The following is a 14,244-nucleotide window of genomic DNA, read 5'->3' as shown; positions in this document are numbered from 1 at the left end:
ATACTATTCCACAAAAGCGACATTTGCAAAGCGATTTCGAGACGACGGAGAGACGACGATGAAAGTACTGGTAACAGGCGGGAGCGGCTTCCTGGGCGCGTGGGTAACGCGCCGGCTGCTGGCGCGGCAGGTAAAAGTACGCGCGTTCGACGTGCGTGAGGACACGCACGTGTTGGAACAGCTTGCGCCGCAACGCGCAGCCGAAGTCGAATGGCGCGCCGGCGATATCTCCTCTGCGAGCGATGTCGTTCAAGCGATGAACGGTTGCGACGCGGTCATCCATCTCGCGGGCGTGCTCACGCCGGCCTGCGCCGCCGATCCGGTGCGCGGCGCGCAGATCAACCTGATCGGCACGCTGAACGTGTTCGAAGCGGCGCGCGCAGCGGGCCTCGGAGCCGTGCTCTACGCCAGCAGCGCGGGCGTCTTCGGCCCCGAAGACGGCGTCGCGCCCTTTCCTCAGACGCATTACGGCGCGTTCAAGCTCGCATGCGAGGGATCGGCGCGCGCTTACTGGAACGATCACGGCATTGCGAGCGTGGGTTTTCGGCCGCTCGTCGTGTACGGCGCGGGACGCGAGAGCGGATCAAGCGCGGGGCCGAGCCTCGCCTGCCGGGCGGCCGCGCGCGGCGAGCCGTACACGATTCCGTTCACGGGATCGACGGGGCTCGTCTACGCCGACGATGTCGCTGCCGCTTATGAAGCCGCGCTGTTCGCTCGCGTCGAAGGCGCGCACGCTTTCACGCTCGCGGGGGAGATTGCCTCGGTCGGGACGGTCATCGAGCACGTCAGCTCGATCGTGCCGGGTGCGCGGATCGATGCGGCTGGCGCGCCGTTGCCGATCGCGACTTCTTTTCCCGCCGATCCAGAACTCGCGCGTCTGCTGCCGGGTCTGCCGCACACATTGCTCGAAGACGGATTGAAGCAGACCGTGGCGTTCTATAGGGGACACGAATGAGCAAGAAGAAACTTGCCGTAATCGGCGCGGGCGCGATCGGGCGCATGCACGTGGAGCGCGCGCGTTCGCATCCGGATTGCGAAATCGTGGCGATCGCCGATCCGTCGCCGGCCGCCGAAGCGTTTGCGCGTGCCGAAGGACTTCGATGGTTCGCGGACTACGCCGCGATGCTCGACGAAACGAAGCCGCAAGGCGCGATCGTCGCGACGCCAAACGCGACGCATCTTCCAGTCGGGCTTGCGTGCATCGAACGGGGCATCGCGGTGCTGATGGAAAAGCCGATCGCGGATACCGTCGAGCAGGCCGCGCACCTGACGCGCGCGGCGTCCGAGGCGCGCGTACCGCTGCTCGTCGGCCATCATCGCAGACACAATCCGATCCTGCGGCGCGCCCGCGAGATCGTGCGCTTGGGACGCCTCGGCACGCCCGTCGCGGCGATGGCGCTCGCCACTTTCTACAAGCCCGACAGCTATTTCGACATGACGTGGCGCCGAGAAAAAGGCGGCGGCCCGGTGTTGATCAACCTGATCCACGACATCGACATCATGCGGTTCCTGCTCGGCGAAGTGGTCGAAGTGCAGGCGGTGACGTCGAATGCGGTGCGCGGCTTCGAGGTGGAAGACACGGCGGCCGTGCTGCTGCGCTTCGCGAGCGGCGCGCTCGGAACGCTGGCGGTGTCCGATTGCGCGGCGTCGCCGTGGAACTGGGATCTCGCGGCGGGCGAGGCGGCGCACTATCCGCGCCAGCACGTGAACACGCATTTCCTGACCGGCACGGATGCGTCGCTTACGCTGCCGCTGCTCGAAGTGTGGGAATACCGCAGCGGCAAAGGCTGGCATGACCCGCTGACCGTCGAGCAGAGCACGCCGCATCGCGGCGATCCGTATCACGAGCAGTTGCGGCATTTTTGCGCGGTGATCGATGGCGAGGAACAGCCGGTCTGTTCCGGCGACGACGCCACGCGCACCCTCGCGACGACATTCGCCGTGCATCGCGCGGCGGCATCGAAAGCACCGGTATCGGTATGAAGAAGGAGACGACGAAGATCATGGATGCAGTCAATCAGGCACGCTGGGACGAAGAGGTCGACTTGCTGGTGTTCGGAGCCGGCGCGGGCGGCATGACGGCGGCGCTCGTGGCGCATCACGAACGGCTGAAGGTACTCGTGTGCGAAAAGACCGATGCGGTCGGCGGGATCACGTCGACGTCGGGCGGCACGACGTGGGTGCCGGGCACGAGCCTCAGCGTGCGCGACGGCGTGCCTGACAGCATCGACGATGCGCGGCGCTTTCTCGCCTCGGTCGTGGGCGATCGTGGCGGCGATGAAGCGCGCGAGGCGTTTCTGCAAAGCGGCCCGAAGGCGATCGATGAACTGCAGCGCATCAGCGACGTGAAGTTTGTCGCGGCCGCGGCTCATCCGGATTACGTGAGCGGTCCGGGCGCTGCGTTCGGCGGACGCGCGCTCGCGCCCGTGGCGTTCGACGCGCGTCTGCTCGGCGATGAATTCGTCCGCGTGAAGCCGCCGCGTGCGGAATTCATGGGCCTCGGCGGGATGATGGTGGCGCGCACGGATCTCGATGCGCTGCTCGCGCCGTTCGCATCGACGAAGAATTTTTCGCGCACGCTGGCCGTCGTGGGGCGCTATGTGCTCGACCGCCTGCGCTATCCACGCGGCACGCATCTCGTCATGGGCAACGCGCTCGCCGCGCGGCTCTTCTACAGCCTGCGCAAGCAGAACGTCGAAGTGCGCTTCGAGACGCCGCTCGTGGAACTGGTTATCGAGAACGGCAAAGTGACGGGCGCCGTGGTGCAGCAGAAGAACGCTGGGAAGAAAAGAATCGGCGCGCGTCGCGGCGTGGTGCTCGCGACCGGTGGCATCACGCGCAATCCGGTGCTGCGCAAACAGTTGTTTCCCGCGGGCGCGGAGCCGTTGTCGCTTTCGCCCGAAACGCATACCGGCGACGGCGTGAAAAGCGCGCTTGAACTCAACGCGAAGCTCGACAACGGTTGCGAAAGCCCCGGCCTCTGGATGCCCTGTTCGATCCTGCGCAAGAATGGCAAGCCCGACGGCGTCTGGCCGCACATCATTCTCGACCGCGCGAAGCCCGGCTTGATCGCGGTGAACAGCCGTGGCGAACGCTTCGTCAACGAGTCGGATTCGTATCACGACTTCGTGATGGGCATGCTGCGCACCGACAGCGTGCCGGCGCATCTGATCGTCGATGCCGCGTTCATTCGCGACTACGGCCTGGGCCTCCTCATGCGCGGACGCAGTCGGGCGCGCATCGCGAGCTTCGAGAAAGCGGGCTATCTGATCAAGGGCGACACACTCGCTGCGCTGGCCGCCAAGCTGAACGTCGATGCGAAGGGACTGGAACGCACGGTCGAGGCGTACAACCGCAACGCGGCGCAGGGCGTCGACCCGGAGTTTCATCGCGGATCGAGTCCGATGAACCGTTTCAACGGCGACACCGCGCAAAAGCCGAATCCCTGTCTGCGGCCGATCGGCGCGGGACCTTACTACGCCGTCACCGTCTGGCCCGCCGATCTCGCGTGCAGCGCGGGCCTCGCGGGCAACGCAAACGGACAGGTGCTCGACAACGACGGCAACGTGATTCCGGGCCTCTTCGCGTGCGGCAACGATCTCGCGTCGATCTTCCGTGGCACCTATCCGGGACCGGGTACGACGCTCGGGCCTGCCATCGTATTTGGATGGCGGATTGCGAAGTTCGCGGCACATCCTTCGGTCTCGGCCGAACCGCAGAACGCGCACCCGAAGAAAAGCGCGCTCATTTTTCCCTAATACAACGCCCCTAGACTGCTTTACATGAACTCCGGCCGAGGCGAAAACCCCGGCCACCTAAAAAACCGGCGCGATCCGCGTCACTTCAAGGAGCACATCATGTTCAGCAAGACTTCCCGTTACGTAGCCGCCGCCTTCATCGGATTGAGTGTCGGCATGGGGTCCGCGTTTGCCCAATCCGTACCGCCGATGACCGCTGTGATGCAACAGATCCAGCGCGTCGACCTGAAACAGATACACGACCAGTTGAACCTCGCCCCGAACCAGGAGGTTCAATGGCAGGCCGCGCTCGATGCGATGCGCGAATCCCACGCCGCCGAGCGCATGAACGCGGACGTGATGCAGCAGCAAACCGCTGCCATGCTCGACAAGCCGATCCTCGATTTGTCTGCGCTGCATGCCGCGCACGAGAAGGCCGTGCAGCAGGATGCGGGCTTGCCGGAGAAGTCGGCGAAAGCGTGGCTCACGTTCTATCACGGCCTGAACGACGCGCAGAAGACCATCGTCAGCAACGCGCTGCGTCCTGAACTCGCGAAGATCGCGCAACATGCCGCGCGTCCGATCGATCCACGCACAGGGCTTTGAACGGGCGTCGTAGAATGCACTACCCGCTTCGTTCGAAGAGTGCACCGATGTTCAAGTCGCTGAGAAGTCAACTGGTCGTCGCGCTCGGTCTGCTCGTGAGCATCATCGGCTTGCTCCAGGGACTGAGCTCCTATCAGCTCTGCAAGAACGGCATGGGCGCGCTGCTCGACCTGCGCATGGAACAGGTCGGCCAGCGCATGCGCGACGGCTACGCCGAAGGCATCCCGGAGACGCCTCTGCGCGGCTCGCAGGACGCGCGCGATATCGTCCTCGTCGTTTGGAAGCCAGGCCAGGACACCCCTTTCCGCTCCACCGAACCCTCGCTATTGCTGCCGCAAAATGCGCCGCAGGGCTTTTCCACTTCAGCGGTCAACGGCGAGGAATGGCGCATCTACACACTGCGCGGCCCCGCGATGACGATCCAGATCGCGCAACGTCTTTCGGTGCGACGAGAACTCGAGGAAGCGACTGCCACCCGCACGCTATGGCCGATTTTCGTGCTGCTGCCGCTGGTATGGATTGCCGTCGGGCTTGTGGTGCGGCGCTCGCTCGTCGATCTGAACCGGCTCGGCCGCGAAGTGCAGGCAATCGATGCAGGCCATCTCCAGCCGCTGCGCACCGCTGGCGTGCCGACGGAACTCGATCCCTTCATCCATTCGATCAATCACATGATCGAGCGTCTTGCGCGGTCGATCGAAGCCGAGCGCAAGTTCATCGCCGATGCCGCGCACGAACTGCGCACGCCGCTCACCGCGCTGCAGCTCCAGGCCGATAACCTTCAGCGCGACATCGTCGCGAGCAATCAGGAGCGCTTTTGCGAATTGCGCGGCGGCATCGCGCGAAGTGGAAGCCTGATCACGCAGTTGCTGCGCCTCGCGCGCGCCGATGCGCCGGTGAGCGGCGCCGCGATCGAGCGCGTCGATCTCGCGGATATCGTGAGGGCGACCGTCGCCGACGTACTGCCGATCGCGCTGCAACGCGGCCTCGACATCGGCGCGGAATCGATCGTGAGCGCACACGTCCGGGCCATCGAGACCGACGTCGGCATGGCGGTGCGCAACCTCGTCAGCAATGCGGTGCGCTATACGCCCGATGGCGGCACGATCGATCTCTACCTGCGCGTCGAGGCGGGCATGGCGTGCATCGAGGTGGTCGATACCGGGCCGGGGATCGCCGAGGACCTGCTGCCGCGCGTGTTCGACCGCTTCTTTCGCGCGAACCGCGACATCGAAGGGAGCGGCCTGGGGCTCTCGATCGTGAAGGCCGTCGCGCAACGCTACGGCGGCGCGGTAGCGCTCAGGAACCGCAGCGACGGGCCGTCAGGCATCGTCGCGACGATCACTCTGCCGCTCGATCCCGAACCACGCTCATGACGCATGCGCCGCCTGATTGGCTCGCATACAATGCGCGTGTGCGGGGCGAGACGGGGACACCATGCGAATCCTTCTGATCGAAGACGATGTACAGATCGGCACGAGCCTGATGCGCGCGCTCAAGGATGCGGACTACGCCGTCGACTGGGTGCGCGACGGCACCGCCGGCAGCACGGCCATCGCGGCGGCGAGCTATACCGTCGTGCTGCTCGACCTGGGCCTGCCGGGCATGACCGGCATCGAACTGCTGCGGCAGGCGCGCGCGGCGGGCAACGCGGTGCCGGTGGTGATTCTCACCGCGCGCGACGATCTGGAAACGCGCGTGCAGGGCCTCGACGTCGGCGCCGACGACTACGTGCTCAAGCCATTCGACGTTCCCGAATTGCTCGCGCGGATTCGCGCGGTGCTGCGTCGGAAGGCGGGCTACGCGGTCTCGCGTCTCGGCAACGACACCCTCAACCTCAACCTCGACGAGCGCACGCTCACCTGCTCGGGGACGACGGCCGCGCTCTCGGCGCGTGAATTCGCGCTGATGCTCGCGTTGCTCGAACGGCCGGGCACGATCTTCTCGCGCGAACAGCTCGAAGACAAGCTCTATGGCTGGGGCAAGGAAATCGAGAGCAATGCGCTGGATGTGCTCATCCATTCCGTGCGCAAGAAATTCGGCAACTCCGTGATCCGCAACGTGCGCGGCCTTGGGTGGACGGTCATGCTCAGCGCACCATCCAGCGACAAATCGAGTTAGTCCGCAGCACCCTCATTTTCCGCTCATTCAGCGCGACTACGCTTACCAGTGTCGACGAACGACTAGTGCCAGCAAAGGCACAACGGCCGTCGGAACCGCATCGTTTCACTATCGATCGATGCACAACCACTCAAGAAGCGGAGTCCATCATGTTCACGCACTTTCTCGAAGTCCTCCACAACATCCGTTACAACGCCGCTGAGCACGAACGCGACGATTATCTGGCCGCGTCCGCCGATCTCGCCGATCTGGAGCATCGCATGGAGGCGATCGATCACGATACGCGCGATGGCTGGCTCGCCGGCAGCGATCGTCATTGACTCGTGCATCGTTCCGGGGTGAATCATGAAGAACGATCCGTCGTTGCAGGCAACTGGCGTGCTTGAAGTCGAGCCGATGGCTGACGCGCCTAAACCCACGCAAGCCGCGCAAGCCGCGTCGTTCGATACGCCGAGCTACGAAGACCTCCTGCCTTACCTTCTCCTGCCAATGGCGGGAAGCTACTGAGCAACGTCATGTTCAAACGCGACGACGTCACCTACGAGTTCCACCATCTCGGCGTGCCGACTGCCGAGTCACACCCCGGCGAACGCTATAGCGCGGTTTTCGGCATGTACACGAGCGATAGCGAAAGCGAACTCGTGCGCATCCAGTACCACCGTTTCGATACCGACAGCATCCTGCATCCGGTGCTGCGCACGATGCCGCACGTCGCGTTCAAGGTCGACGATTTGGCGCGCGCAATCGACGGAAAGCAGGTCGTGCTCGGACCGTATGAACCGATCGATGGCTTTCGCGTCGCGGTGATCGTCGATGGCGGGATGCCGGTCGAGCTGATCCAGACCACGCTCAGCGACGAGCAGGTCTGGTCGCGGGCGCACTCGGGCGAGCAGGCATCGATCTATTTCAAAGGAGAGTCCCATGCGGACCGCTGAGTTCTTTCTTGCCCGTCAATACGGCTACCGCACCGACTTCGTCACTGTGGAAGTCGTGCAATCGACCGGAGGCGGGCGCTACGACATCCGCCTGCCCACGCTATGCAGCGTCGGCGAAAGCGGCCTGCAGATTCGCGGACCGGTCGTGCGCAACGTGGCCGGCTACCTGATCGCCTTCAATCTCGACGATGTCCGCAAGGAATCGCTGATCGAGTGCGGATACTCGGTGCATCACCTCGCTTCGATCGGCGGCAACGAGCGTTGCGCGGATTTCTTCGTCTGGCACCACTGGAGTTGCAGCAATGCGAAGCCGACGCCGTGTCTGTCCGAGGAATCCGCGTGGCGCGCCGCCGACGAGCACGCGCACCGCTCCGTCTCGCTCGCGGACAAGGCCCGGCTCCTCATTCTTTCCTCATTTTCGGCGAGCACACTGCAGTCATGCAGCAAGACAAACGAACCCGATAGGAGAAAGTCATGAAAGCAATCCGCAAAATCCTCGTAGCAGCAGCCCTGACCGCCGGTTGTGTGACGGCCGCGCAAGCGCATGTGTTCGTTGGCGTGGGCATCGTGGGCGGGCCGGTGTTTCCGGTCGATTCTTCGGTTCAGGCGGCGCCTCCGCTGCCGGTGTATCAGGCCGCAAACGGTTTTGGCCCCGCGCAGTTGCCGCCTGAAGAGCAGCCGTCGAAGTTCGCCGAGCCGCTCGTGTCGAGCTATTCGGTCTTGACCGGGCACGCCGCGCCGGTGACCGGCGAATCACCGACGATCACTGATTGAAACGCTCTTTCGTCTGATATTTACTCATCGAGGTGCTGAAATGAACGCCATCACTATTTCGCTTCTGGCCGTCGCGTTGACCGCTGCGCTTGCTTTCGCTCATATCGCTCCGACGCGGCCCGCGCAACAGGCGGTCGTGCAGCACACGACGACGCCTTTCGCCATCGACCGTACACAGCGTCCCCTTGTGCGTCGGGATGCGTAAGAGGCGCGATTTCCCCGGCCCTGTATACTTGGTGGATGAATTCCTCCTATTTCCACGCAGTACTCCAACGCGCAGCGCCCGCCCGGCTGATCGCGGACACATCAACCCTCGCGCACGTCGAACCGCATCTGGCGGTCCGATGAAAACGCCAAAACGGCTTGCACCGCTGCTCGACGAAGGTCTCATCGACGAAGTCATCGGTCAGTTGATGAGCGGCAAGGAAGCCACCGTCTACGTGGTGCGCAGCGGCGATTCGACGCGCTGCGCCAAGGTCTACAAGGACGCGAAGCAGCGTAGTTTCCGGCAAGCGGCGTCGTATCGCGACGGTCGCAAGGTCAAGAACAGCCGTCAGGCGCGCGCGATGGAAAAAGGCTCGCGCTACGGCCGCCAGATGCAGGAAGAGGTCTGGCAGAACGCCGAAGTCGATGCGCTGTTCCGTCTCGCCAACGCAGGCGTTCGCGTACCGCAGCCGTACATCTGCACCGATGGCGTGCTGTTGATGGAACTGGTCGTCGACGCAGCGGGCGACGTCGCCCCGCGGCTGAACGACGTCGATCTGACCGAAGCGCACGCCCTTGAACTGCACGCGATGCTGCTCAATCAGGTGGTCCGGATGCTCTGCGCGGGCGTGATTCACGGCGATCTCTCCGAGTACAACATTCTGCTGGCGGCGGGCGGGCCGGTGATCATCGACTTGCCGCAAGCCGTCGATGCGGCCGGCAACAACGAAGCCGCGTCGATGCTCAAGCGCGACGTCGACAACCTCGCCGCGTATTTCGGACGCTTCGCGCCACAGCTTTTTTCCGCCGACTACGGCACGGAGATCTGGCGGCTGTTCGAAGCGGGCGGGCTGCACGTCGATGTCGAATTGACCGGGGTGATCGAAATCGATACGCGTCCCGTCGATCTCGATAGCGTACTGCTGGAAATCGAAGAGACGCGTTTCGAGGAGGAAGCGCGAGTACGGCGGGAGCAGGAGTCGATCGCGGGCGGTTGATTTCGGTCGATGCTTCGCCCAAGCGGAATCTATACTTTCGGGGATCATTCGCTCTTCCGCTCTGGAGGCACCGAAGCATGACCCAGACGATGAATCACCCCTTCGAGATTTTCGTCATCTCCTTCGTGCTGATGTCGCTGGGAGCATGGGCGGGTGTCGCGCTCAAGCGAAGGCGTCCGCTCGATGCCGAAGCGCGCGAAGATTTCGGCATCATTCAAGGCGCCAGCCTGACGCTACTCGCGTTGATGATCGGCTTTACGCTGTCGATGTCGGTCGGGAGGTACGATCAGCGGAAAGCCTACGAGGAAGAAGAAGCCAACGCGATCGGCACCGAGTTTCTTCGAGCGGAGCTTTTGCCGGGGCCTCAGGCTGCCCTCACCCGCGCGCTCCTCATCAAATATCTCGACCAGCGCGTGCTCTACTATCAGACGCACGACGAAGCGCAACTCAGCCCCATCAACCAAGCGACCGAACAACTCGAAGCCGATTTGTGGGCGGCGGTGAAAGCTGCCGCGATCGTCCAGCCGACACCCGTCACGGCGCTCGCCGTCTCCGGCATGAACGATGTGCTGAACACGCAGGGCTATACGCAGGCGGCGTGGTGGAACCGGATTCCCGTGGCCGCGTGGATGCTGATGATCCTGGTCGGCGTGTTCTGCAACACGCTCGTGGGATATGGCTCGCGCAGCGTCAAATCGCGCAAGGCGTTCCTGTTGCTGATGCCCGTGATCGGCTCGGTATCGTTCATGCTCATCGCCGATATCGACAGCCCGCGCGGCGGGTTGATCCGCGTCGCGCCGCAGAATCTCATCGGGCTGGCTCAGTCGATACCGCGGCAATAGAGATCGCCTCAGGTAACGCTCACCGTCAATCGCTCCAGCGCACCCAAGCGCTCATTTAACCGCCCGCGTGTGATCGCTGCGATCTGCGCCAGCGCTTCGTCGATTTCCTGATGCGTCGCGCGGTCGAGTCTCCGTTCGAGCGCGGCGAAGATGCCTTCGCGCGTGTAATGCCGCACGCAGATGATGAACGGGAAACCATGCCGCTCCAGATAGGCCGCGTTCTGCCGCTCGAGTGTCGCTTCCTGCTGGGCCGTCATCGCGTCGAGTCCAGCACTCTTCTGCTCCGCGTTCGAATCCGCCGTCATCGTGCCCGCGCGGATGTTCGCGCCGGACAAGAGCGGATGCAGGTTCAGAAAATCGCATTGGGCCTGCGCATCGAGATTGCGGATCACATCCATCATCGCGTCGTGCAGGGCACGCGCTGAAGCAAACGGCCGGCGCGGCCACGCGCCGTCCGCCGCCTGCGGAAAATGCTCGAATACGCTGCCGAACGTGCGTACGAAGGCCGTCTGGTCCAGCGCGTTGACTGGCGCGAGATCGATCGACTGTGACATGGGCTGCTCTCCCGTAAGGCCCGCGGTAACCGCCGGGCGTGGTGATGAATACGGGCCGAGTATAGAAAGCACGCGCGGCAGCGGCGAGGTCCGCGATTCTATAAACTACATAAGAGAACGCGATACAGCTAGCGCCGCTTCATGTCGCGCAGGTTGCGCAATTCCTGCGCGGCCGCTGTCAGCATGCCGCGCAGCCAGATGTGCGACGCCGACCGATGCCGCGACGGATGCCAAAGCTGATAGAAACGCATGAACGGAAAGTCGATCGGCGGATCGAGCACCGCCACCGGCAAATATTGCGCGTGGTAGTTGGCAAAGTGGCGGCCGGTCGTGAGGATCAGGTCGGTGCCCGGAATGAGGCTCGGCGCGAGGTTGAAGTAAGGGCAACTGATGCGGTTGTCGCGATGCACGCGCATGGTGCTGAGTCCCGTATCGACGACGCCGCGCTGGTCGCGCGAATACGGTGTCGGCACGATGTGCGATGCGCCCAGATACGTCTCCGCCGTGAACTTGCCCGGCTGCGCATGGACGCTCTCCTCCGCCACGACGCAGACGACGTCGTCCTCCAGCAGCACCGACAGATGCAGATGCTCCGGCGGATTCGGCCAGTTTCCGATAACGATATCAGGCGAGCCCTCCGACAGCGCCTGCTCGTAATTGAACGTCGCGCTCAGCGGCACCGCCGAGAGCCTCGCGCGCGGCGCGGCGCGGCGGAATTCGCGCACCACGGCCGCGAAAAACGGCGGCGCCAGATAGTCGGGCATGCCGACGGTAAAGCTCTGCTCGGTGGTGGCGGGATCGAACCGGTCGTCCGATACGAGCAGGTTGTCCAGCGCGCTGAGGGCGTCCTGAGCGCTGCGCGCCAGTTGTAGCGCGCGCTCGGTGGGCACCATCACGTTCTTTTCGCGCGTGAGAAGCGGGTCGTTGAAGATGTCGCGCAGGCGCTTCAACGCACTGCTGATGGCCGGCTGCGACTGGTTCATCCGAACCGCCGTGCGCGACACGCTGCGCTCGGCAATCACGGTGCACAACACGCGCAGCAGGTAGGTATCGAACGGATCGTCGGCGCGATTCATGGCGGGCCTGGGCACGTAAGGTGGATGACGATGTTTTAACGTGTTGCGCCGCGCAGAGCAACGGGGTCAAATCCGTACAAAAGTGTCAAATTTGCACCGATCCGGGGCATGGTCAAGTGGCTCAAGGGTAAATCATAGGTCGGCCTGCCAGTCCCGCAAACCCTTTTCGAATAAGGCTCTCGCACCCATACATGCGTTGCTATGGGCCTTATTCACTCCCCCGCCGTTCCCAATTGGCGGCGCATTCCTATACTTGCTTCCAACCGAACACACGGCCGCCGCCCACCTTCCCGGGGACCGGCCGCGCAACGTCAACCGACTGGAAAGGAGACACCATGTCGATCATCAAACAGGCCATGCCGGCATTCGCCGACGAGGCAAACAGTGCGGTCGCAAGCGCTGAAGCCAGCGCCTATCGCAAGGTTTCCTGGCGCCTGCTGCCGTTCCTCGGCGTGCTGTGGGTGCTGGCGTGGCTCGACCGCGTCAACATCGGCTTCGCCAAGCTGCAAATGCTGGACTCGCTGCACTTCTCCGAAGCCGTCTACGGCCTCGGCGCCGGTATCTTCTTTCTCGGCTACTTCTTCTTCGAAGTGCCGTCGAACATGCTGCTGCAGAAGATCGGCGCGAAGAAGACGATCATGCGCATCACCATCTGCTGGGGCGTGATCTGCATGCTTCAGACCACCGTCTCCACGCCAACGCAGTTCTACCTCCTGCGCTTTTTGCTCGGCGCGTTCGAGGCCGGGTTCTATCCGGGCGTGATCCTCTATCTCACGTACTGGTATCCGTCGCAGCGGCGCGCCAGGGCGTTCGGCACGTTCATGTCGGCGTCCGCCATTGCCGGTGTGCTCGGCGGGCCGCTCGCGGGCTGGATCATGACGTCGATGGGCGGCTTTCACGGCATGCACGGCTGGCAGTGGCTGTTCATCCTCGAAGGCATCCCGTCCGTGCTGGCCGGCATCTTCGCGTGGTTTTACATGACCGACAAGCCGGAGCAGGCCCGCTGGCTCACCGACGACGAAAAGCGCGTCGTGCAGGACGCCCTGCGCCGCGACAGCGCTGCGATGGGCGAGCGCGGCCACGACTGGCGCGGGCTCCTCACGAACCGCAAGGTGTGGCTCCTGATCGCGATCTTCTTCTGTCTGCTGTGCGCCAACTCCACGCTGACCTTCTGGATCCCGACCATCATCAAGGACGTCGGCTTCATCTCCCCGATCGCCGTCGGCTGGATCGCGGCGGTCGCGTATCTGTGCGGCGCCGTCGGCATGATCGTGAACGGCGCGCGCTCCGATCGCCGTAACGAAGTGCGCTGGCACTTCAGCGGCCCGGCGATCATCGGCGGCGTATCGATGGCGGCGCTCGCCGTGCTGATGGGCGTGCAGGCGCTCTCGCCGGTCGTCGCGCTGCTTGCGATGACGGTGGCGCTCGTCGGCACCATGAGCGCGATTCCCGTGTTCTGGCAATTGCCGAACCGTTACCTCGCCGGCAGTGCCGCGGCCGTGGGCGTCGCGCTGATCAACTCCGTCTCGAACCTCGCGGGTTTCGGCGCGCCATACGTGATGGGTCTGATCAAGAACGCAACCGGCAAGGTCACGACGGGCCTGTATATGGTGGCCGTCATCGAGATCCTGGCTGCGGTGCTGGTGCTCATCGGCATTCGCAATCTCGGCAACAAGCAAGGAGCCTGATATGCGCAACAACGACCCGACTTCCGTCGACGCGAGCCGTCGCCGCTTTGCCCTGCAATCGGTCGCGCTCGGCGGCGGACTTCTGCTCGCCGGCGGCGCGCAGGCGGCCGGTGAGCAAGCGGGCACCGTCCCCAACCAGACCACGGGCCCCGTGCAGCAGGACGGCCTCAGCCCGCGCCTCACGATGCACGCGCTCGACACCTGGCACGGCACGCCGGCCGCCGGCATGCGCGTGGAGATGTTTCGCATCGAGGAGGGCCGGTCGCGGCATCTGCAGACCGTGACGCTCGCCGCGAGCGGACGCAGCGAACCGCCGCTCCTCGAAGGCGACGCGTACCGCGCCGGCACGTATGAACTGCTGCTGCACGTCGATGAATACTTCACCGCGCGCAAGGCCAGCCTGCCGCAGCCGCTCTTTCTCTCGACGATTCCGCTGCGCTTTCGCGTGACGGACATCACTCAGCGCATCCACTTGCCCGTGCTGTTCGGACCGTGGAGCTACAACTACTATCGCGGCAGCTGACCCGCCGCGCGTTTTAGCAACCACTTGCATGGGACGAAAGTAAGCGGTAAAGCGCTAACTCTCGTCGACCGCTTTGCATGGGACCGCAGTAAGCGCTGAAGCGCTAACTCCGGTCGACCGCTTTGCATGGGACCGCAGTAAGCGCTGAAGCGCTAACTCCGGTCGACCGCTTTGCATGGGACCGCAGTA

The 14,244-nt window shown here is 64.0% G+C and carries 18 protein-coding genes; 16 read left to right on the top strand and 2 right to left on the bottom strand.

From position 1 onward, the window contains the following. Window positions 1-58: 58 nt before the first annotated feature. From AWB65_RS07685 to AWB65_RS07630, 14 genes are all read left to right on the top strand, one after another. Window positions 59-955, top strand: a complete 897-nt coding sequence (locus AWB65_RS07685) for an NAD-dependent epimerase/dehydratase family protein (RefSeq protein WP_087666589.1) — start codon at window positions 59-61, stop codon at window positions 953-955. Further along, window positions 952-1,983, top strand: coding sequence for a Gfo/Idh/MocA family protein (locus AWB65_RS07680; RefSeq protein ID WP_087666588.1), 1,032 nt, complete (start codon window positions 952-954; stop codon window positions 1,981-1,983). The genes AWB65_RS07685 and AWB65_RS07680 overlap by 4 nt, the downstream gene beginning before the upstream one ends. Before the next feature lie 20 nt (window positions 1,984-2,003). Continuing rightward, window positions 2,004-3,758 carry an FAD-dependent oxidoreductase gene (locus AWB65_RS07675; protein ID WP_087666796.1) on the top strand — a complete coding sequence of 585 codons (1,755 nt, stop codon included), beginning with the start codon at window positions 2,004-2,006 and terminating at the stop codon, window positions 3,756-3,758. 99 nt (window positions 3,759-3,857) lie between these two features. Further along, window positions 3,858-4,343 (top strand): Spy/CpxP family protein refolding chaperone, encoded by a 486-nt coding sequence (locus tag AWB65_RS07670; RefSeq protein ID WP_159907552.1) that lies wholly within the window; start codon window positions 3,858-3,860, stop codon window positions 4,341-4,343. A 47-nt stretch (window positions 4,344-4,390) separates the two neighbouring features. Then, window positions 4,391-5,716, top strand: a complete 1,326-nt coding sequence (locus AWB65_RS07665) for a sensor histidine kinase (RefSeq protein ID WP_087666795.1) — start codon at window positions 4,391-4,393, stop codon at window positions 5,714-5,716. A 61-nt stretch (window positions 5,717-5,777) separates the two neighbouring features. After that, a complete protein-coding gene (locus tag AWB65_RS07660; protein WP_087666586.1) occupies window positions 5,778-6,461 on the top strand; it encodes a response regulator transcription factor in 684 nt (227 codons plus the stop codon). Between the two features lie 149 nt (window positions 6,462-6,610). Beyond that, window positions 6,611-6,781, top strand: coding sequence for a DUF3563 family protein (locus tag AWB65_RS07655; protein WP_087666585.1), 171 nt, complete (start codon window positions 6,611-6,613; stop codon window positions 6,779-6,781). A 25-nt stretch (window positions 6,782-6,806) separates the two neighbouring features. Beyond that, window positions 6,807-6,968, top strand: a complete 162-nt coding sequence (locus AWB65_RS36270) for a hypothetical protein (RefSeq protein WP_159907550.1) — start codon at window positions 6,807-6,809, stop codon at window positions 6,966-6,968. Window positions 6,969-6,976: 8 nt separating this feature from the next. After that, the gene (locus tag AWB65_RS07650) at window positions 6,977-7,396 is read left to right on the top strand and encodes a VOC family protein (protein WP_087666584.1); all 420 of its coding nucleotides are present in this window, start codon (window positions 6,977-6,979) and stop codon (window positions 7,394-7,396) included. Further along, the gene (locus tag AWB65_RS07645) at window positions 7,383-7,874 is read left to right on the top strand and encodes a hypothetical protein (RefSeq protein ID WP_087666583.1); all 492 of its coding nucleotides are present in this window, start codon (window positions 7,383-7,385) and stop codon (window positions 7,872-7,874) included. The genes AWB65_RS07650 and AWB65_RS07645 overlap by 14 nt, the downstream gene beginning before the upstream one ends. Continuing rightward, window positions 7,871-8,170, top strand: coding sequence for a hypothetical protein (locus AWB65_RS07640; RefSeq protein ID WP_087666582.1), 300 nt, complete (start codon window positions 7,871-7,873; stop codon window positions 8,168-8,170). The genes AWB65_RS07645 and AWB65_RS07640 overlap by 4 nt, the downstream gene beginning before the upstream one ends. Window positions 8,171-8,210: 40 nt before the next feature. Continuing rightward, a complete protein-coding gene (locus AWB65_RS36265; RefSeq protein WP_159907547.1) occupies window positions 8,211-8,375 on the top strand; it encodes a hypothetical protein in 165 nt (54 codons plus the stop codon). A gap of 139 nt (window positions 8,376-8,514) precedes the next feature. Next, on the top strand, window positions 8,515-9,372 hold the full coding sequence (locus AWB65_RS07635) for a PA4780 family RIO1-like protein kinase (RefSeq protein WP_087666581.1): 858 nt from the start codon (window positions 8,515-8,517) through the stop codon (window positions 9,370-9,372). Window positions 9,373-9,449: 77 nt separating this feature from the next. Further along, on the top strand, window positions 9,450-10,214 hold the full coding sequence (locus tag AWB65_RS07630) for a bestrophin-like domain (protein WP_087666580.1): 765 nt from the start codon (window positions 9,450-9,452) through the stop codon (window positions 10,212-10,214). 8 nt (window positions 10,215-10,222) lie between these two features. On the opposite strand, the gene uraD is transcribed toward AWB65_RS07630, so the two are convergent. Continuing rightward, window positions 10,223-10,768 carry a 2-oxo-4-hydroxy-4-carboxy-5-ureidoimidazoline decarboxylase gene (gene uraD / locus AWB65_RS07625; protein ID WP_087666579.1) on the bottom strand — a complete coding sequence of 182 codons (546 nt, stop codon included), beginning with the start codon at window positions 10,766-10,768 and terminating at the stop codon, window positions 10,223-10,225. A gap of 128 nt (window positions 10,769-10,896) precedes the next feature. Beyond that, a complete protein-coding gene (locus tag AWB65_RS07620) occupies window positions 10,897-11,844 on the bottom strand; it encodes a LysR family transcriptional regulator (RefSeq protein ID WP_087666578.1) in 948 nt (315 codons plus the stop codon). Window positions 11,845-12,179: 335 nt separating this feature from the next. Between AWB65_RS07620 and AWB65_RS07615 the strand changes: the two genes are divergently transcribed. Both AWB65_RS07615 and uraH read left to right on the top strand, forming a co-directional pair. Then, a complete protein-coding gene (locus AWB65_RS07615) occupies window positions 12,180-13,532 on the top strand; it encodes an MFS transporter (RefSeq protein ID WP_087666577.1) in 1,353 nt (450 codons plus the stop codon). Between the two features lies 1 nt (window position 13,533). Then, window positions 13,534-14,055 (top strand): hydroxyisourate hydrolase, encoded by a 522-nt coding sequence (gene uraH / locus AWB65_RS07610; RefSeq protein ID WP_087666576.1) that lies wholly within the window; start codon window positions 13,534-13,536, stop codon window positions 14,053-14,055. Window positions 14,056-14,244 lie beyond the last annotated feature (189 nt).

This window comes from Caballeronia humi, from assembly GCF_001544475.1.
Taxonomy (GTDB): Bacteria; Pseudomonadota; Gammaproteobacteria; order Burkholderiales; family Burkholderiaceae; genus Caballeronia; species Caballeronia humi.
Note: the sequence above shows the minus strand (reverse complement) of the source record. Positions and strands in the feature narration are given on the sequence as shown.